Genomic DNA, 20,182 nt, shown 5'->3' on the forward strand with positions numbered 1-20,182 from the left:
TTAAGATAAGACATTTTCAAATGCTTATGTATATATGTTACCAAATGATTTCTTATATGTGATGGGACTTAAGACGTATTTTTCATTCATCATATAGTCGGATGAAAAATTAATATTCGATTTCATCAAAATCTTTCGGCTGCGGTACAGTTTGCATATTAGCTGCATCTTTAGGATCGCTATAAATTGCATTTTGCTCTGTATTTACATCTTTTATATTTTGCTTTTTATTTTTGTTCACTTTATCTTTCATTTTCAATCACTCCTTTTTGTTATAGGAGTAATTATGCCCTATTACCGTTACTAAATGTATCAGCGACTAAATTACTAAATTCACGTAAATAATATAAGTAATTATCACCACCGTAGTTATATCTTTTATTATACATTTTTGCAACAACTACATTATATTCAGGTATTACTAAAATGGTCGGTCCAGTAATCCCTAATATTTGATACGACCCTTTTGGAACACGTTCACCAAGTTCGCTTAATTGCGCAGGCTCATTTTGGATGAACCAAAACAATCCATTTTGTGGTAGCTCTTTGTTTATATATGTTGGACTCTGCAAACTCGTAGCGATTTTTATAACTTCTTTTGGAACAATTTGTTTACCATCTATCCCACCTTGATTTAAATGAAGATTGCCCCACTGCGCAAATTCTCTAGCTGAGACAAACAAATTTTTTTCAGTACCGTCATCTACCGTACCAATTTCACGAATTGCGTCTTCATTTGGATTATTAACAACGTCAACTAAATTTTCATCTCGCTGAACTCTCCAACCTGTTTCTTGAAAATTAGCAGGTTTAAACACACGCTCCTTTAACAATTCAGGAAAACTTTTGTTATATAGCTGATAAATAAGACGTGTCATCATTCTTACATTAATATCTCTATACGCCCATGATTGTCCCGGTTCAAATTCACGAAAAATTGTCCTGTCATTCGTTTCTTCTAATCCGTGCGAATGTGTTACTAAATGTCTTATCGTCGTTTTACCAAGCAATACAGGATCAAAGTCTTTAAAATATTTTATCGCTTCATCATCGATAGAGTTTATTTTCCCCTCGTAAAGGGCATATGCTATCATTAATCCTAAATAACTTTTTCTAGCAGAAGCAACGTTAAATTGTGAAGATGCTGTTACTTTATTGCTTGTAGATGTATTTGAGTGATAACCACTATAATGCTCTAGTACGATTTTATTATCTTTTATAATACAAAGTGCTGTAGCAGAACTATGATTTTTTTCTTTTATATCCTCTACCCAAGAAATCAACTTATCATATGTATACAAATAAATCCCCCTTAATACACATCAAAATTACAGCATGAAAGAAAAGTGCAAAATAGTTTTTACACCTTTCTTTCATATAAAATAACTTGAATTTTCTATACTTAAATAATCCACCAGTTCCAGCAATTAAAGCAACTGAAACATCCTGCGCATCCTATACATCCGCCGCAACGACCTGCACAACCACCACATCTACCGCCACATCCACCGCAACGTCCACCACAACCGCCACATCCGCCGCAACGACGTGCATCGTCTTGAATGTAATAGTATGGATATTGACTTTGTTGTTGATCCCAATACACAACATTGCCAGTTTGATAATCATTAAGGTTTAATGATTGTAGTTCTTGTTGAAACTGATTCATTATGAAACCCTCCATTTATAAATGTAAATTCCGTCCAAATATGAAAGTTAATAAATTCTTTTAAACAAAGTAGAAACAAGACTATAGACTAAATGCGTACATCAACAAAATATGAACTTACACTAGGTGATGTACCTTGTTTTTCAGCCTATTTTCTTTATATTCATTCGATGGACGTATTTACTATAAATAAAGTGATTTAAAAATTACTAATCCAACAATTTAGGAGTTCATCATTTAACTTACTTTCTAGTAATTCCTTTACTAAAGGCATTGGCATGATTTCATAATGATTTAAGGCTTCTTTATTATAAGCTATCCAGTGAAATGCTAAATGAGACTCGCTAGATTTCGGTGTTAAGTCCGTATGTAAATCTTGTGACTCTACTTCAAAAATGTGGTTAATTTCATGATGAAGAACTTCTTTATCTTGCCATTGATTTTCTATGACGCCTAAAAATTGTTGTATACTACAGTTTACTCCCAGTTCTTCTCTTAACTCTCTTTTTAATGCATTCTCTGCTGATTCTCCAATTTCAACATGGCCACCAGGTAAAAAATAATGATGGCCGATATATTCAGCAACTAATAATTTTTCATCTTTTATCATGACTGCTCGTACAATATGATGAAATTTACTTTTCAATTGATATTCCTCCTAGTTATTTAATGTATAGTTTCTCAAAATAGTCATTTAGTATTGGTATAATATAAATCATAGGCATTTCATACGGATGAATATCATTAATAACTTCAAGAGCATCTTTTACAAGTTCTCGTTTACACTTTATTTCAACTTTACATTCTTGTCCTTCGCATATTTGACCAATTTCTCCATTAAAAGGAGATGCCTCTTCTAAAGGTCTCCAATATCCTTTCACTGAACTATAGGAAAGACAATGGTCATATTCGCCCGTTTTACATGCTCCAATTTTATTTAATTCACCCCTTAATGTTTCAATATATTCTTCAGGAATGAACACTTCAATTTTCACTTCAGTAAATTGCATATTTCATTTCACACCTTTACTTCTTAATAGTTAAACAAATAAACGGTATACTTGCTCACCATCATACTCCTGTCCTAATGATATGAAACCATATCGTTCATATAATTTCTTTGCAGAGAGATTATCTTTATGTACGGTTAATCTTATTTCTTTACACGATTTAAAAGTATTTTTTATTATATTAATACTTTCTTGTAATGCTGCTTTTCCATAACCATTACCTTGTTGCGATTGATCAATAATAAATCCGTTAATCCAATACATATCCGATGTCTCTATTACAACAGCATGCATAACAAAACCAACCATAAGGTCACCATCGTATATAGCGAATGGTATGTACTCTACATTGTCACCATCTGGTTTTATATATACTTTAGCAAGTGAAACTGATACAGCGGGGACAAATTTTCTTTGATCTTTTTTAACTTGTAACTTTAATGCATCTTCCCAATTGTCTCTCGTAACAACCTTTAACTGGACATTCAATATTGTAAGCTCCTTTATCTAGAGGATGTATTTTTATATTCAACGCATTGAAATAATTCCCTTTTTCGACAGCAACTTATAACATGATTTTTATAAAATCTTGAATGAATTTTTGTTCATCTATTTCTAGTGCTATATGGGCTCCTTCAGATATAGAGCTAGGGCGAAAATCAGCAAATGTTTGTCCTTTCGTATCTCCGTATGTATCTACATTTACTGTACGATGCACAAATTCAAAAAAACTTGGATTTACTAATCCACTTATTGCAACCACATCATGTAGCAAAGGCCCTTCCATAGATGGATTAAGTTTTTGGTATGCGGATAGATAGTAATCATACATTGGTTTCATTATCATATGAAATGGATTCTTTGTATTAGCTTGAATATAGTTAAATACATTTGGTGTTAACACAGCTTTGTTTGTTACATTTAAAGGGAATATTAATAAATTCTTTGCTTGATGGAAAACAATTTTACTTGCTATCGGATCTCCATACACGTTTGCCTCTGCTAATGGCGTAACGTTTCCTACTTCTAAAAAAACACCACCCATGAAATAGATTCCTTTTACATTTAGCATTAAATCATTCCATAAATTAAAAGCAATTGCTAACGAGGTAGATCTTCCTACATCAACAATCGTTAAATCTTTTCCGTACTTTATAAGAATCGCAGCAATACTGCCGAAATTATATATTGGAATAGATAATATATTTCCTGGAACATGGATGGGCCCTAATCCTTCTGCTCCGTGAATTTCAGGATAGTACGTAGTGATTTCTTCTGTCAGTGGTTTTGTTGCACCACTAATGACAGGAATGTCTTGTCTATTTGCTAACTGTAAAATATACGCTGCATTATGTGCAGCATGTATATGCTCAACATTTCCGTATCCAGTTACAATACCGACAATTTCAATTTCGGGATGCAGTAAACCATACATAATGGCAAATGAGTCATCAATACCTGGGTCTCCGAAAAATAATACTTTTTCCAAGAAATACTCTCCCTTCATAAAAACATAGAGTCATCAATAACTATGTATATGAAAAAAGCAAGTATATCTATGCGAATTTTAGAATGGATAATGTTTTACAAAACATTAAAAAGGAACTAGCGAATGCTAATTCCTTTCTTCAGTAACCATTCTCAAATTTAATTAATTATCGTATCCTTCATAAATTGCATCATTTATTAGATTTTGTGTTTTTTTATCATCAGGTACAGGCTTCCACCAATTTCCTGTAATAAATAACATAGTTAATAAATTATAACTATCACTAAAATAACTTTCTCTCTTATTCTTCATCCAATCCCAACCGCTATTTACCCACTTTTGATTATTGCTATCCGTTATACTTGCAGCAATAAACGGTGAAACGAATACAGCAGTTGGATAACTACCAATATTAGATCCGTTTAATTGATAACCATCCACAATTTTAGAAGGATTTCCATTCGTTTTATTTTGAATCCATGAAGAGACTTTATCAGAAATGACTTTACTTCTTTTCTCGCCGTACATCGCATAGTCCATTACAATTCTCAATGGTACCCGACTAGCATTGTAATAATAGGCATTTGTATATTCTGACTCATCTAAGAAGTCTTTAGGTGCGGGTTGTGGTGGGTTTTTTACAACGAAATCTGAAATAAGTCCTGTATTTGGAGAGTACTTATTACTAAATTGCGTATAAACATCGTACAAATTATTAATAACAGTAAGCCAAGTTTTATCACCTGTAAATTCATAAAATGCTCTAAGGTGTGACATCATCCAATCAGATGGTCTCGTATCAAGTGAACTTTTAGAATCCCAATCTCCTAAATTTAGTCGGTTATTATTTGTAACATTACTAGCTTTAATACCTTTTGTAATCATGTCTTGTGCTTCTTTCAAATAATTAACTGTTCCATTAGATCCCCACTGCTTATGAGCAAGAAGAAGAGAATACGCAATATCTAAATCCCCATCAGTAGCAGAATCAAAATGACCTTGTGCTTTTTTACTATCTGCGACAACCCATCCCATTAAATTAGGATTTTGAGAGCTTTTAAAAGTTCTTGCTGTTTTAAATAAACCGTCATAGATTTTTTGAGCATTCGAATCATAACCAGCCATTAATACTGTAATTATCATCCCATACCCTTGACCTTCTGAAGTTCCAAGTGGCTTAAACCCATCCGCATCACCTGTAATCTCTCCTTTTACGTAATAACCACCAGGTAAAGAAGATAAATCATTTTTCAAATATTTCTTTTTCCAATTATCGTAGTAACTTCTTACAGAAGCATTTAAACTTTCCTGTGTAACATGATTCGGTTTTATAACACCTGCATAATTAACTTGCTGGGGAAATGGTTTCATTTCCTTTGCAGCAGCTACTTGTTGATTAACTACGGGAATAGAATTTTGTATTGAATTGTCCGTTACACTTGCTGCGAAACTAGAATTAGAAAAACTAGCTAGTCCGATTCCTACAATAGAAATACATGTGAAAATTTTTCTTTTTCCATTCATTATGTTGTCAGCTCCTTTTAAATTGCTTACTACATAAAATGTAACATACAATATTTAACTGAAATACAAAATATTATATTTATCAACATAAGAAAGAAACTATATAAAAAAGTATCATAAAATCATTATTGAATTACATTATACGGATTGATTATTTGCTAAATTCCTATGTTTTTCTTTTCTTAATACTGGTATATGAGCAATCACAATTCCAAGTATAGTAATTCCTCCGCCAATTATCGAAACTAAAGTTGGCACTTCTCCTAACCATATCCAAGCAATGAAACACGCAGTTATTGGCGTTAAATATAGAGAACTTGTTGCTTCAGAAGCACCAGCACGAGATATAATATAGGCCAATGCAATATACGGGAGTACTGTTGGAAAGACACCTAAATATATAACGCTCAAGTTAACTTCAAGAGGAGCTGCTAGTATTTTTTGATAAACTCCGGGTAAGAAAATAAGCATACATACAGTACTAGACAAAATTGTATATATGGTAAATGGTAAGAAGCCGTATTTTTTTAAGTAAGATGTTTGGAAAACGAAAAATAGACTTTCTGAAATCGCCGCTAATAATATAAATAATCCCCCGCTATTCAATTGAATAGCGTCGCCTTGGCTAAATGAAATTAAGGCAATTCCTGCAAAACTCATTACACCACCTATCCAGCCATTTAATTTCATTTTTTCATTCAAAAAAACAGAAGCAAGAATTGCCGTCACTATTGGAGTGACGGCAATTATTAAACTTGCAGATCCAGCATTTACTGTTTTTTCGCCGTAGTTTAATGCGATGTGATAAATAGTAAATCCTAGAGCACCAAATATGAAAATTGCTGGGATATCCTTTAAATCCGGTAGTCGTAGTTTGTATATAAATGAAAATAACAAAAGTATAAATGAGGCGATTAATAAGCGTAGTAAAGTAAGGTGTTCAGGCGTATAAGATTCAAGCCCCAGACGAATTGCTGGAAAAGCAGTTCCCCATATAAGAATTGTAAAAGCGTGAGCACATATAATGCGTAAATCCCATTTTTTATTATGCATATTTTCTCTCCTTCCCTAAAAAACCAACCATTTTTAAATTACCAATTATTTCTTTTCATCATATTTAATAGTTGATACAATGTCTTCAACCAGTTATTTATCGGAAAAACCAACCACTTTGAATCTTTTAAATAAACGAAGGAGTTTTTTATATGACGACCGATAAAAAAGTGCCCAAATATCAGCAGATAATAGACTATATGAAAGAAAAAATTGAAAACGGAGAATGGCCAATTGGAAGTAAAATCCCTAGTCAGCGGCAGTTAGCAACATTATTTCATGTAAATCGAAGTACTGTAATTACTGCGCTAGATGAACTTATGGCAGATGGTTTAATTCAAGGACAAATCGGAGCAGGAACAATTGTAATGAATAATACATGGTCATTATTAGCAACTAATCCTCCGCCCGATTGGAGTGAATATGTAAAAGCCGGTATTCATAAACCAAGTAAGTTAATGGTTCGAGAAATAAATGAAGCAGAAGCAAATAAAAAGCTTATCCATCTTGGTAAAGGTGAACTTGCACCTCATCTTTTCCCGCTCGAAACTATGCAATCTATAATAAAAAACGTCAGTGAGGAATTAGATTATTTCGGATACGAAGAACAAAAAGGTTTTTATCCGTTACGTGAAGCAATAAGCAAATACGTAAAATCATTTGGAATACATGCATCACCGGATTCTATATTAATAGTCTCGGGTGCACTCCAAGCATTACAATTAATATCAATTGGTCTTTTACATAGAAAATCAACTGTTTTACTTGAACAACCTTCTTACTTATATTCACTTCATGTTTTTCAATCAGCAAATATAAATTTATCCGGTATATCAATGGACCATCACGGTATTTTACCTAACGATTTATTAAAACGAATTAAATATAGTCAAAAGAATAATATTTTATATTCAATCCCTTGTTTTCAAAATCCAACGGGGATATTGATGACCAAAGAGCGAAGAAAAGAAATATTAAAAATATGTGAAAAAGAGCAGTTGCCTATCATCGAGGATGATATTTACCGAGAGTTATGGATTGATGAATCACCTCCAGCTCCTTTAAAGTCGATGGATAAACATGGACATGTATTATATATTGGTAGTCTCTCTAAAACACTTAGCCCAGGACTTAGAATTGGATGGATAATCGGACCAGAACCTGTTATTGATAGATTGTCAGATATAAAAATGCAAACAGACTATGGATCCAGCTCTTTATCTCAAAGAGTAGCTGCTGAATGGATAAATGAAGGTTTTTATGAAGAACATGTAGCAAACGTAAGAATGCACCTGAAAGAGCGAAGACAAATAATGATACGAGCTTTAAATAAATATTGTGCAGATATTGCATCGTGGGATATTCCTAGTGGTGGATTTTTTATATGGCTAAAGGTTGTACATAACATTCCGATGAAAAAACTATTTTCAGAGGCTCTATCAAAAGGAATTCTTTTAAACCCAGGACGTATTTATGAAGAAGAATCAGATCAGTACATTCGTTTATCATATGGATATGCTTCACCAGAACAAATGACTTACGGGATTAAATTGCTCAGTGAATTAATTCGAAAGTTAACGGCATAAAAAAATCCTCTTTTGTTTTTGGAGGATTTTTTTACGTATCTTATTTACCACAATTTCATTTCCTGCCCTAATAAAATAAGTTTTTCATAAGGATCTCCGTCAATATTTAATACTTGAGCAAAAGCAGGTTCTGTTTTTAAACCTTGTTCCTTTAAGCGAATAACTTCTTCCCTTATATGGGGATGTTGCATTAATAACATGTGTTCCACTATCATATGTCTATATGCATTTTGATTACGCACTGGCTTCGGTTGAGCAAATAATTCAAATTCAAAACCTTCGAATTCAAAATTCACCTTTATCAATTCAGTACCTTTAATTTTTTTCTTTTTTATGTTGAACCCTCCATAAGAACCATATAAAGATCTCATTTCCTGCTCAAAAATATCAAAGTTATATACTTCCATTACAATATCTAAGTCAGATTGAGGAGTATCAATTCTTATAGGGATTGTCCCGCAAAGAACGGGATTATATAAAGCTAAATCCTCCATTATGTTTAGGCTATTCAAAACATCATATATTTTTTGTTGTTTCTCATTGCCCGATTGTAAATATGTAATAGATGTAAACATAGAAGTCTCTCCTTCATTTAACATAATAATCATCTCACTAAATATTTAAATCATTGGGTTTTGTTCTAGGAGTACCTTTATTTCAATATATTAAGCCGAACTAACTATATTTTTCAACTTTTCTCCTATACTGCAATACTATAAAAATAAAAAAGGAGGAATTATTATGAGCATTTTTAACATTCTTTTAACCATACACATCCTATTTGGAACAATATGCTTAATCACTGGAATTGTAGCGATGGTTGCCCAAAAGAAGAAAGGAAAACATACCGAATGGGGCGAAATATATCATGCATCCTATGTTGTCATTACTCTTACGGCAATAATATTATCCATTATCAACTGGGATAAAATCGCATATTTATTTTATGTAGCAATCTTCTCTTATTCATTTGCGATTTATGGATACCTTGCACGAAAAAAACGTTGGAAAAATTGGCTCCATCACCACATTAGAGGTATGCTAGGTTCTTATATTGGTGCAGTCACCGCACTTTTAGTAAATATCGGCATCCATATTCCCATTTTAAATTTACTTCCGCCAATATGGTTTTGGTTTTTACCCACCTTAATTGGTATCCCCCTCGTAGCCAGTGTATCAAAAAAATATAAAAAGCGTAGTTGAAATTAATTACATTTTGATTACTTTCTGATTATTAGAATGAAAAATTATACTCTATGTATCACGAATGATATTATGAGTGTTCGCCCTATGAATATTTAAAATAAAGAGCCGCCCAACTGGACGGCTCTTATTTTCACTTTACAAACGTAACATATTCACCAGAAACCCATTGATTTCCACCAACATTATACCAACCATCTTTATATCCAAACGATTGATATTTTTCACCTTGATACACGTTTTTCACAATGCCGTAATTTGTTCCAGGGCCGGTACGAACACGCAATACATCCGCGATTATAGTAACTACACCTACACCATCATTTGATGATTGTGAAGTTGCTGGTACATTTCCTCCCGTATAACGAATGTATGATGGATCGTTATAAATCCACTGATCGCCACCTAGATTTAACCAGCCATTTGATTGTCCAAATACTTTGTAGGACTCTCCTTTCCCTAATTGACGAATAACGCCATATCCAGTACCAGGTCCTTTTCGTAAATTTACATTACTACCGTTAATATAAGCAACCCCTACATTATCATTCGACGTGGGAGGAGTCACTACATTTTGAGCACCTTTTCCAAAAGTATCCGTTCCATACCCTTTGTAGTTATATTGCAAATGCGGGCTATCCACAAATCCTTTCCAGTCACCGCCCCATTCAAAACCAATTTGTTTAGCATAACGAATTGCTGATGCCCACGGTTCTTTATTATAGCCATTCCAATCTTCTGTACCATTCGACTGAATTGGAACAAAATCTAATGCCTGTCCTACTAAGTGATATGAACGCATCGTTTGTGATGCTCCTTTACGAACATATTCACGTTGTTGCTCGACTGTACGGATTGTTTCATAAATTAATACTTCAATTCCATTGTCGATACAGTACTGATACCACTTAAAAGCTGCAGCTTTCGTATTATCCGCTAGTTTATTCAGATTATTTACGTTTCTAGTTTGGTATTTCAATATGCAACATCTCCTTTTCTATTATCATATGCAAAACTCGTCTCATGGGTTGTACATATACCTAGAACGATCCGAAGTACAAATACATAAGAAGCCAATTCATCTAAATAGATTTACATTTCTAGTTTCAAACTTTGTAAACTGAAATCTAAGCAATAAAAAAAACCGCAACCCAGGTCTTCTAGTTGCGGTTTTTGGTATTTTCTTTTTATATGCAACATGCCACCTTGCATTATTAATCCTAATATATAGGTTGTGTAAATTTTCCCTTTATGAATAACACTTCTTATTCATGACTTTTCAAATCCAATATTGAATGTAAACGATCCGGATAATTAGTAAACATCCCGTCGACTCCCCATGAAAGTAACTTTTTCATATCTTTTTCATTATCTACTGTAAATGGATGAACTTCTAATCCGTTTTTCTTTATTTTATTTACATAATCTGAATCAATATATTTGTAATTCATACCAAGACCTATGCAGTACGTTTTATACTTTTCTATCTCTAATTCTGTTAATTGAACTGCTTTTTTATAAGGTAATAATTGTACTAAGGATATATTACTATTTAAGCTATGAATCTTTTGTAGACTTTCTTCACTAAACGATTGAATAATTATTTTATCCTGTATTTCGTAGTGATTAATAATTTCTAATAATTTTTCTTCCATTTCTGGATATTCATTAGGTGATTTTGTTTCAATATAATAGTTCGCATTTTGCCCAAACGTTTCAACAATTTCTGTTAATGTCGGGACTTTAGCATTTTCAAATTCTTTCTTTGCTAAGTTCGGATATTTTTCGTTGAAAAAAGAATCTGCATTTAGTTGCTTTATTTCTACTAATGTATGCTCTTTCACTAGCCCAGTACCATTTGTTGTACGATTTAAGGTTTCGTCATGCATTGCCACTAAATGCCCATCTTTTGTCATTTGGAGATCAATTTCTATATAATCTCCATTCATTTTTTGTCCTAATTTATATGCTGCTATTGTATGTTCAGGCGCATATGCAGAAGCACCTCTATGTGCGATATTTTTTATATGATTTGATTGATTAATAGCTTTAGTATACTTATGTTCATTTATTTTCTGAAAAACAAAGATACTTATTACTATAAAGGCACAAATTATTGTAACGAGATATATCTTTTTCATAACGATTTATAAGCTCCTATATAAAGACGATTTAACTTGAATGATTTACTCAATTAAATGTCGATTTTCCAATACAGTCATTTTGCCGATAGCTTGAAATCCCGATTTTTTATAAATATTGATTCCATCGGGTGAAGCTTGTAATACACAATACGTATTTTTAAATTTATGTGCTTCTTGCAGCAGGAAATTGAACATAGCAGATCCGAACCCTCGTCCTCTCATTCCTTCTTTCGTTGCTATGTCATAAATACCAATACTATCTTTTGAACATATCAATGAACCAACAGTTACGACTTCACCTTCATATAACCCTAAAAATAATTTCATATTCTCACTGTTACATATATCAAGATTAGAAATTTGATTATAGAATGCTTGTACATGTATACCTTCTTCTGATGTGCCGAATAGATCAGCTAACGTTTCTCCAAATTTATTTATTTGTCCAGGTGAAGATGCTTGTTGAATAGTAAAACTTACTGGCATGTTTATTGTTGGGGAAATTGTTTTTAAGTCTGCTACCATCGCAATATTCTGTTCCACTTCTTTTAAACCGATTTTAATTAACTCACTTTTTATATCCCGCTCTTGCTCCTCATCCCATAACCAAACACTCATTGGAAAATTTCTTTGATAATAGTATTCTACCTCTTTATATAATTTCTCGATCCCTTCCGTTAAATTATTGTTTAGTAGAGTGATGATATTAAATGTATCGGCAGGTAATCCACAATCAACAGCAATATAATCTTTCGTTTTTTTTATACTCATTCCGGGCACAAATTGTGCAACATATGAAGTTTTAAATGCAAAGTTATCTAGTAATAGTTGTTTATAATTCATCAATAGTTCTCCTTTTCATAAAAAGTAACACTCGAATTTTTCTATATTAAATATAACATATTAGAAATTTACCATTTTCTATAAAAAGTACCTCTTTAAATTGTGCTCTATAGTTTAAAATAATTAAAAATGATATAACGTTGTCGGAATGAAAAAAGTGGTATATAATAAATATTAACATTACTAGTAATTATTTTAGGTATTCCTAGAATAAAGGAGCGATACATATGAAAATTACTATTTATTTCGGAAGTCATGAAGATCAAGATGTTCGTACTATGGACTGTCATTTAGATGTAGAAGATACAGAAGAGATTGTTTCTGTATCATAATATAAATAGTTAGGGTAAACCCTATCCCTTACAGCGTTTAAGGCACCTTTTATAAGGTGTCTTTTTTGTTATATTTTCATCAAAAACCCTTTACTTTATAGCGTTTTAATAGTAAAATATAAATATACGAACAAACGTTCTTTTTTATTTTAAACGTACATGAAGGGATGATTTTAACAATGGCTCCATTAAAGCGCAGAGGAAGAAAAAAGCAAGCACCTATTATTTCAAATACAGGCTTTATCGGCTCTGTCTTTATTGATACATTGGAGTTACAAAAGAAATCCTATTATTTCGCTCGTAAAAAACTTCAAATTGTTCATCACGTACTAGATGGTCTCTCTGGAGCAACAAGTGCTTTATTTAAAGAACATAACATTTCAGCATACATGTCATGTGTGTATTTACATAAACAAAAGAAAATTGGTTTTGTTCTTTCAACGAAACCATTTGAACAAAGTGATGGCATTGCTTATTTTGTAAATTATTTAATCGAAAAGAATTTTTATGGCGGCCATGATGAAGATGTAGAATATCAAGAAGTATTTAATACAGGTTTTATCGGTGTAGTATTCGCTGACTTATCTAGTATAGATCGCTTTAATTTCGAGTTTGAAATGGGTATGCTAACGAAATTAATGAAAGATATGATTATTCCAGTTAAAGAACTCTTTTTACGCCATAATGTACCGGCTTACATCTCCACTTCTCACTTAGAAGAACAAAACAAATTAGGTTTCGTTCTCTCTGTAAAGCCATATGACGAACGCGCTGAAGCAGATTTATATTTTGAAGCATATTTAAAAGAACGCGGATTATTTATTGGTGATGAAGAAGATGATATTGATAAGATTGTCATTAGAAAAACCGCTGAATTACGATAGAAAAGCGCAGGATGCTGATCCTGCGCTTTTTATAATTTATGAAACTGATTTACCAAATAAACGGTATTAATTTTTTTTGTTTTCTGTTTATAGACTGTAAATTGTTCTCCATACTTTTTCTGTAAGTAACCATCAGATTTTGGAATATATTCAAAAACGAATACAAAGAACAGGCCTAGAGGTATAAATAAACTATAAATATTGCTAGCGATAAATGCTAAACCTAACACCCAAAAGCAATCCCCCAGATAATTAATATGAATCGCATATTTAAATAAACCACCTGTATATAGCTTACCTTGATTTACAGGATTGTCTTTAAAGGATTTTCTAAGTAGCTCTGAAACTGTGTTTAACATACTTCCTCCTAAAAACAATATCCAACCTATTGTAAGTAATATTAAATTAGGATCCTGATTACTAGTAATCATTAAGATTGGAAAACCTAAATAATAAATTCCAAAAGCAATACTGTTCATAATGGCTTCTTGCCATGAAATCCCTCTAGGCAACCATATAAACATCATAGCCGTTAATCGTAAAGCGGTGATAATCAAAGCTATAAACAGCCCTATTGAAATGCCTGGTTTGAAATAAGTAATGAAAAGTAAGTAATACGCAATGATTAGATAGATAATCTCAGTAACTAAAATTAATATTTTTTCTTTTATTGTTGGCCGGTTTATACCATACATTGTGATACGCTCCTTCCTTTATTCATTTTATAGGAAAATAAACTTCTATGATATTATTCTCCTCCTGTGTGCTATAAGGATTCGTTTTATAAACTTCAAACGGAGCTCCATTCAGTTTATAGTTATTTTCTTCAATCCAAACATGTAGCTTTGTATGAATAAAAGGTAATTCTTCGTAAGAACCAATAAGCGTAGCCATTGCGCAAAGACCGGGATTAAACACTTTTGTTTTATTTGTGGCTTCTGCAAGGGGAATCGCAATTTCAACATCATAATTTTCAGGTACATATTCTGAACTATGGAATATAGCAAGTGGTTTTGCACTAGGTAATAAATTTTCAAATAAAATTTTACTAAACAACTCATTAAAGTGTGTTAGGAAATCAGCGGTATTAATTTGTTTTCGCTGAGATAATATATTATAGGTTAAGTGATTTACAAGATTAATCTCAATACGATTTAAGTAACCTATGATACTTTCCTCTTCATTTAATTGTTGAATATCAAGCTTTAATTTTTTTAATAAAGAAGAATAATATGTTATCTGCTGTGTTAGATTTTCTTGTTTGCCTTTCATTTTAGAGTTAAGCAATTCAGTATTCTCCCGATCTTCTAAAATATCCTTAATTTCTTCCAGCGAAAATAAATAAGTTTTTAATTGTGTAATCAATAAAGCTATTTCTAATTGGAAAATATCATAGTAGCGATAGCCATTCTTAGCGTCTATGAAAGCTGGTTTTAAAAGCCCAATTTCATCATAATAGCGCAGCGTCTTCATTGTAAGATGAGATATTTTTGAAAACTCTCCAATTGAAAGCATAACACTCACCTCCTGTAATTAATTATTTTAAATATACTGCTTCCTGTAAGGGGAAGGTCAATCAACAAAGTTAAATTTTCTTATTGTATTTAGAACGATATTCATCCCCCTCAACCTACAATTTTAAAGTAGTCTCCAAAACGAATATGTAATCTTTTCAAAATTGTTCATGGGAAATCAGCCCATTTTTTCATTTTATAGTATTTGCATTACTTATCTTGAAAAATGTAGCAGTATCCATTATATAAATAATCTAAGATCTACTAAGCGCTATAATCTTTCGAATGAACTTCTAATATGAAACAATTCGATGAAACTTTAATTACTATTAAATATAAGATTCCCCCTACAATTGTAATCATGTAGGCTGGAATATAATTTAATAATAGACCGGATAGCGCCATTGCTATAGGAAGCATCATTTTACTTATACTTAATCCAATGCTGAGAACTCTCCCTCTATATTCATTAGGAATCTCTTTTTGCATGAAATAAGCTATAGGTATATCAATAAGCACTATAATTAGCCCTAAAAAGAACATAACAACACAATAGGTAATAGCGTATACAAAATCATTTACCTCAAAATTTTTGAATAAAACTGGAATTCCTGAAATAATCATAAAAACCGCCAACATAAAACTTAACTTTTTCAAAAGATAAGCGTAAGAAAAACGATCGGTTATCTTTTTCACTAAAATCGCACCAATTATCATACCTACTGGAAAAGTCCCTTGAATCAAACCAAATTGCTTAGAACTAAGATTGAGAACTGTGTTAATAATGTATGGCAACGGAACCGTTACAGCAAAGCCTAAAAAGAAATTAAGAGAAATTAAAATACTAAAAGTATTTTTTAAGCTTTTCCGCTCCAATAAGTAAGAGTATCCCTCCTTTATATCTTCAATAAAATTAATTTCTCTAATTGAACATTCCTCATTTATGTTTTGCTCAAACAATTTAAAGTTAATAAACAATATGGAAATAGCCGAAAGGATAAATGAAATACCATTTATAATTATAAAAATTTTAATATCAAAGACTGCAAAAACAATCCCCCCTAACATAGGCCCTAGAATTAAAGATATAGAATCGATAATTTTACTTATAGAATTAATACTCATTAACCGCTCTTTAGTGACCATATTCGGTTTTACGGCCTCTAAACCTATTCCAAAAAAAGTTGTAAATACTGTCATAAGAAAGGTAGTAGTATAAATGATGAATAAGTTTAATCCATAATAGCTGCTTAATATATAAACAGTTATTAATAAGAATCCGCTTAGTAAATCCATACAAATAACCAGTTTCTTTTTATCAACCTTATCAGCAATTACACCAGCAAATGGATTCATAACAATCATCGGAATAGTTCCTAAAATAAGCGTAATGGCAAAATTTAATGCTGATCCGGTTATATGTAAAACATATAATCCTAATGCAAAACTATAAATAGAGCTACCAAATATTGATACTGTTTTCCCGAATGAATAGAGACACATATTTCTTAGTTCTTGGTTTCTTTTTTTATTTTCTATATGTAATCGTAAACTTCCCATCACTTTCCCCCCTACCTAACTTTGTGTTACGTACATTGTAAGTTCTTGGGTCAACCCAATAGCAATATGTACTATTTGAAAATTTTTAAGGGGAAATAAATAAAAGATGGGGTTAACCCCATCTTTTTCCGAAAAATGAATATGTATAAATTTCTTCTCCTTGAACAAAGAAATCCTCGTACTTTCCACCTCGTTTTAAATAATTTGAAGTACTTTCATCAATCGATTGAAACAGTAAATTTTGGATTTCTTTCGTTACTTTTGCAGATGTAAAATTCTCTCGGAGTCTAGGTGCAATTTGGCTATTTATGCTGAATTTATTAAATAAAATAAATGAACTTAATAAATAACAATTAGGTTTAAAAAGGTAATTTAATTCGCGTAATAAAAACTCCTCATGTTCAAAACTATAATTACTTGTACCTGATTGATCAATTACAATATCAGCAGAATAATTCTGAATAGGAATGTTTAGAAAGTCAGCACAGATAAATACAATATTTCTTTTCAAATTTCTTCTCTCAATTACATCTTTTAAAAGTAAAAGTTTATTCAAATCTCGATCAACAGCAATATATAAACACTCTTCCGGTAGTTCTTCATAAATATTTCGTAAAAAGAACCCAATACCAGACCCTAAATCAAGTAGTATTTTTTCATTTAAATCTAATTGCATTAGTTTCTTTTTCGCCCATTCTCCTCCTCTTTGAACATTTTCCAAAAAAGCAGTATCCGTTTCATGGATATAATCTGAAATAGAATCTTCAAGTGATTTCCTCTTATACACCTCAAATAATTTTCCAGCTGTTAAAACTCCGGAAGTAATCGCGTATTCTTCACCACAATTACAAATTAATTTCCCCTCAACAATTTGATTTTTATTAATAATGCCATCTTCAAGAATTAAATTTCCGTTACACTTAACACATTTAAATAAATGAAGTACTTTTAAATCTACCCCTAAAATTGAACTCGAAATTTCAGTTTCTATAGATAAATTATTTAACGTTTTCTTTAATTTATCTTTTCGTTCCTTTAAGGTTTTTATCTCTTGTTCAATCTTTTCATATTTTACTTTAAATAAAGATTGATAAAAAATATCCTTTTCATAGTCTAAGGATTTCCCTAAATTTTTATAAAGAAACAGTTCTTTAATTTCATTCAAGCTAAACCCTATCCATTTGTACTCTAATATAAGTTCTATATCCTTTTGACAATACTCGTCAAAAAAATAGTGACTTCCTTTTTTCTCAGGAATAACGAGTCCGAGATCCATATAATGTCTAATCGTATCTACACTTACATTATTTACTTCTGCAAACTTACTGATTTTCATCCTAATCACTACCATTTATATATTTGTTTATACATACTTCTTTATTATTTTAAAAAATCCTTTCATCTCCCTATATAAAATTGTTTATATTATGAAAAAGATGTAATTAATTTTAGAGTTCCGCCACATATCCATCAAGCTAAGCTTATTTAAGTTTAGCTACTCTTTTTAATCTTGAATTTTAAAAAAGAGTAGCAGGTAGTACGGTTATGTCTATATATCTAAAAAACTTAAAATTAAACTATGAGTTCATGGATAAATTAAAAACTGCGGCGTAAGTACTACAGTTTCTTCCTGCTTCATTGAGTTGAAATATGTAAAGTTACGTACTTTAACTGTAGCGGACTTGTACTACGCGTTCATATTAATTTTATAGACGTTTAAGGATTTTGTTTTATGGTAAGTATTTTTGCTGTGAAATCAGGATTGTAAATATAGATGAACGTGATTCAAATCAAAAAAAGGTACTCCTAGAAGTACCTTTTTTACTATTCTATATGTGCGAACGCTTTCAAAATTATTGGATATAAATTGATGTACGCATTGTATTAAATGGTGAATTTATAGATGTCTTTTGGTACTCAAACGTTCCTTGTTGGTGTCCAGAAGCATCCCATTTATAATACCAGCCAACGATTGGTCTTCCGCCAATTATAGTGGAATCAATACTTTTTACATTAGAACCATTCATTTTAGCAAATGGGTTTTGGCCATAGCCCATTTCTTTCGTTGTAATATATAAGTATTTTCCCCCGTGGTTACGCGTTGTGCTGAAGCTGTTCTGATTAATTGTTTCTACCCCGCCTAGCTCAGACTCTACTTGTACGACGTTTAGTGAAGTAAGTGGTGCTGCTGGTCCAGCTGAAGCTTCTGTTGCCATTCCTAACCCGACGAACGCTGTGATTGCTAACGATGAAATCCCTAGTGCTGCTTTTTTAAACATAAAAAACATCCCCTTCCATCTATTGTTTTCTCTTTCATCTTCAATATAATCCTAATAACCTTATATGTAAATAGATTGTAGCTGTATAAATATTAGTGCGAATATTCTATTATATATTTCTACAATTCTATTACTCAATATGAATGATTTACAGTGCAAAACGAAATACACATTACAAATTGATTCTATTATTTTCATTATTAACTAGCGTATACCGAATTTAAACCATATGAACCATTGTCACTATTTTTTTGGTTCATAAACAGATGCCTATATTTCTTGTTACTGCATAATAATGTTACATCAAACTGATGTAAGTACACATAGAAACAATAAAAGAGAGCATATTTTAAAAGATTTATTAAAACATGCTCTCTTTTTATTAATTTGAATGAATCTTTCAGTAAAAAAGTACATTGATTTGTATCCTTTATGTAACAGAAATAATCGTTTTAAAAATCTTGTTTTTATGCTTTTTCCTATTATTCTTAAAGATAATTTATTGAATATTTTTATTGTATTCTAATTGATTTTGAATTCCTGATCTATCAATTTGAATCCAATACTCTGAAATTTTCCCGTTTTCTATTCTATACACTGCACTTGCTATTTGAATTATAGGGAGACCTGTAGGTTCATACCCATCTATTTCTCCTATGTGTGTACCTACTTGTTTCCAGCGTACATATACTTTACTATCTTGTACTAATAATTCTTGAATTTCTAAAGAGAAATTCCCATATACTTCAACCATCTCTCTTACATGCTCAGCGTAATCTTTTGGCGATCTATATACTGTTTGTTCCTCTTCAGATATAACTTGATGTGCCAATACTTTATCTGCCATATATCGATTTGAAAAATCCGGATTACTCCCTGAACGCACTTCTTTAAAGAAATTTCTGATAATTATTTCTGGTTTCATTAAACATCCCCCTTAAAAATAAATCCAATACTAATAACCCCTGAATGTATCGGATAAGTGTTATATTTTCATTCTCACTCTTTCTCAATAAGTATGTCAAGTTTGAAGTATTGACATTAAAAATTGTAAATTTGCATAGGGTTAGCTGAGCAATGGTTTAAAAATGC

General features: G+C 31.6%; 22 protein-coding genes. 3 read left to right on the forward strand and 19 right to left on the reverse strand.

Going from position 1 to position 20,182, the window contains the following annotated elements; all coding sequences use genetic code 11:
• Positions 1-109: 109 nt before the first annotated feature.
• From MRP26_RS16015 to MRP26_RS16055, 9 genes are all read right to left on the reverse strand, one after another.
• Positions 110-253, reverse strand: coding sequence for a hypothetical protein (locus MRP26_RS16015; protein WP_000653680.1), 144 nt, complete (start codon positions 251-253; stop codon positions 110-112).
• 31 nt (positions 254-284) lie between these two features.
• Positions 285-1,301 carry a serine hydrolase domain-containing protein gene (locus tag MRP26_RS16020; RefSeq protein ID WP_242806315.1) on the reverse strand — a complete coding sequence of 339 codons (1,017 nt, stop codon included), beginning with the start codon at positions 1,299-1,301 and terminating at the stop codon, positions 285-287.
• Between the two features lie 101 nt (positions 1,302-1,402).
• A complete protein-coding gene (locus MRP26_RS16025) occupies positions 1,403-1,669 on the reverse strand; it encodes a heterocycloanthracin/sonorensin family bacteriocin (RefSeq protein WP_001071389.1) in 267 nt (88 codons plus the stop codon).
• A 199-nt stretch (positions 1,670-1,868) separates the two neighbouring features.
• Positions 1,869-2,315, reverse strand: coding sequence for an NUDIX domain-containing protein (locus tag MRP26_RS16030; RefSeq protein ID WP_000836831.1), 447 nt, complete (start codon positions 2,313-2,315; stop codon positions 1,869-1,871).
• Between the two features lie 16 nt (positions 2,316-2,331).
• Positions 2,332-2,679 carry a divalent cation tolerance protein CutA gene (gene cutA / locus MRP26_RS16035; RefSeq protein ID WP_197234366.1) on the reverse strand — a complete coding sequence of 116 codons (348 nt, stop codon included), beginning with the start codon at positions 2,677-2,679 and terminating at the stop codon, positions 2,332-2,334.
• A 30-nt stretch (positions 2,680-2,709) separates the two neighbouring features.
• On the reverse strand, positions 2,710-3,168 hold the full coding sequence (locus MRP26_RS16040) for a GNAT family N-acetyltransferase (RefSeq protein WP_053564306.1): 459 nt from the start codon (positions 3,166-3,168) through the stop codon (positions 2,710-2,712).
• Positions 3,169-3,244: 76 nt separating this feature from the next.
• The gene (locus MRP26_RS16045; protein ID WP_197234368.1) at positions 3,245-4,168 is read right to left on the reverse strand and encodes a nucleoside hydrolase; all 924 of its coding nucleotides are present in this window, start codon (positions 4,166-4,168) and stop codon (positions 3,245-3,247) included.
• Positions 4,169-4,330: 162 nt separating this feature from the next.
• On the reverse strand, positions 4,331-5,692 hold the full coding sequence (locus tag MRP26_RS16050; RefSeq protein ID WP_053564308.1) for a family 8 glycosyl hydrolase: 1,362 nt from the start codon (positions 5,690-5,692) through the stop codon (positions 4,331-4,333).
• 138 nt (positions 5,693-5,830) lie between these two features.
• A complete protein-coding gene (locus tag MRP26_RS16055; RefSeq protein ID WP_078401238.1) occupies positions 5,831-6,745 on the reverse strand; it encodes a DMT family transporter in 915 nt (304 codons plus the stop codon).
• A 152-nt stretch (positions 6,746-6,897) separates the two neighbouring features.
• Here MRP26_RS16055 and norG point away from each other — a divergent pair, with 152 nt between their 5' ends.
• Positions 6,898-8,331 carry an efflux pump transcription regulator NorG gene (gene norG, locus MRP26_RS16060; protein ID WP_197234372.1) on the forward strand — a complete coding sequence of 478 codons (1,434 nt, stop codon included), beginning with the start codon at positions 6,898-6,900 and terminating at the stop codon, positions 8,329-8,331.
• 44 nt (positions 8,332-8,375) lie between these two features.
• Here norG and MRP26_RS16065 read toward each other — a convergent pair whose 3' ends face one another.
• On the reverse strand, positions 8,376-8,906 hold the full coding sequence (locus tag MRP26_RS16065) for a DUF4269 domain-containing protein (RefSeq protein ID WP_242806317.1): 531 nt from the start codon (positions 8,904-8,906) through the stop codon (positions 8,376-8,378).
• Between the two features lie 166 nt (positions 8,907-9,072).
• Here MRP26_RS16065 and MRP26_RS16070 point away from each other — a divergent pair, with 166 nt between their 5' ends.
• Positions 9,073-9,534, forward strand: coding sequence for a DUF2306 domain-containing protein (locus tag MRP26_RS16070; RefSeq protein WP_053564312.1), 462 nt, complete (start codon positions 9,073-9,075; stop codon positions 9,532-9,534).
• A 133-nt stretch (positions 9,535-9,667) separates the two neighbouring features.
• Here MRP26_RS16070 and MRP26_RS16075 read toward each other — a convergent pair whose 3' ends face one another.
• The 3 genes from MRP26_RS16075 to MRP26_RS16085 all read right to left on the reverse strand — a co-directional run bounded on the left by MRP26_RS16075 (position 9,668) and on the right by MRP26_RS16085 (position 12,521).
• Positions 9,668-10,513 (reverse strand): SH3 domain-containing protein, encoded by an 846-nt coding sequence (locus MRP26_RS16075; protein WP_053564313.1) that lies wholly within the window; start codon positions 10,511-10,513, stop codon positions 9,668-9,670.
• A 286-nt stretch (positions 10,514-10,799) separates the two neighbouring features.
• Entirely contained in the window at positions 10,800-11,675 is an 876-nt protein-coding gene (locus tag MRP26_RS16080) for a glycerophosphodiester phosphodiesterase (RefSeq protein WP_053564314.1), read from the reverse strand.
• A 45-nt stretch (positions 11,676-11,720) separates the two neighbouring features.
• Positions 11,721-12,521 carry a GNAT family N-acetyltransferase gene (locus MRP26_RS16085; protein ID WP_053564315.1) on the reverse strand — a complete coding sequence of 267 codons (801 nt, stop codon included), beginning with the start codon at positions 12,519-12,521 and terminating at the stop codon, positions 11,721-11,723.
• 511 nt (positions 12,522-13,032) lie between these two features.
• Here MRP26_RS16085 and MRP26_RS16090 point away from each other — a divergent pair.
• Positions 13,033-13,737 carry a hypothetical protein gene (locus tag MRP26_RS16090; protein ID WP_053564316.1) on the forward strand — a complete coding sequence of 235 codons (705 nt, stop codon included), beginning with the start codon at positions 13,033-13,035 and terminating at the stop codon, positions 13,735-13,737.
• A 29-nt stretch (positions 13,738-13,766) separates the two neighbouring features.
• Here MRP26_RS16090 and MRP26_RS16095 read toward each other — a convergent pair whose 3' ends face one another.
• From MRP26_RS16095 to MRP26_RS16120, 6 genes are all read right to left on the reverse strand, one after another.
• A complete protein-coding gene (locus MRP26_RS16095; protein WP_242806319.1) occupies positions 13,767-14,432 on the reverse strand; it encodes a DUF1295 domain-containing protein in 666 nt (221 codons plus the stop codon).
• Between the two features lie 22 nt (positions 14,433-14,454).
• On the reverse strand, positions 14,455-15,252 hold the full coding sequence (locus MRP26_RS16100; protein ID WP_078401233.1) for a MerR family transcriptional regulator: 798 nt from the start codon (positions 15,250-15,252) through the stop codon (positions 14,455-14,457).
• A gap of 263 nt (positions 15,253-15,515) precedes the next feature.
• Entirely contained in the window at positions 15,516-16,811 is a 1,296-nt protein-coding gene (locus MRP26_RS16105; protein WP_078401877.1) for an MFS transporter, read from the reverse strand.
• 112 nt (positions 16,812-16,923) lie between these two features.
• A complete protein-coding gene (locus tag MRP26_RS16110) occupies positions 16,924-18,147 on the reverse strand; it encodes a MerR family transcriptional regulator (RefSeq protein ID WP_242806321.1) in 1,224 nt (407 codons plus the stop codon).
• Between the two features lie 517 nt (positions 18,148-18,664).
• Complete coding sequence (locus MRP26_RS16115; protein ID WP_000472919.1) at positions 18,665-19,090, reverse strand: DUF4879 domain-containing protein; 426 nt, start codon at positions 19,088-19,090, stop codon at positions 18,665-18,667.
• Between the two features lie 499 nt (positions 19,091-19,589).
• Positions 19,590-20,015 (reverse strand): ester cyclase, encoded by a 426-nt coding sequence (locus tag MRP26_RS16120; RefSeq protein WP_053564321.1) that lies wholly within the window; start codon positions 20,013-20,015, stop codon positions 19,590-19,592.
• Positions 20,016-20,182: the final 167 nt, after the last annotated feature.

Origin of the sequence: Bacillus sp. CCB-MMP212 (assembly GCF_022748145.1) — a bacterium.
In the GTDB taxonomy this organism is placed as follows: Bacteria; Bacillota; Bacilli; order Bacillales; family Bacillaceae_G; genus Bacillus_A; species Bacillus_A cereus.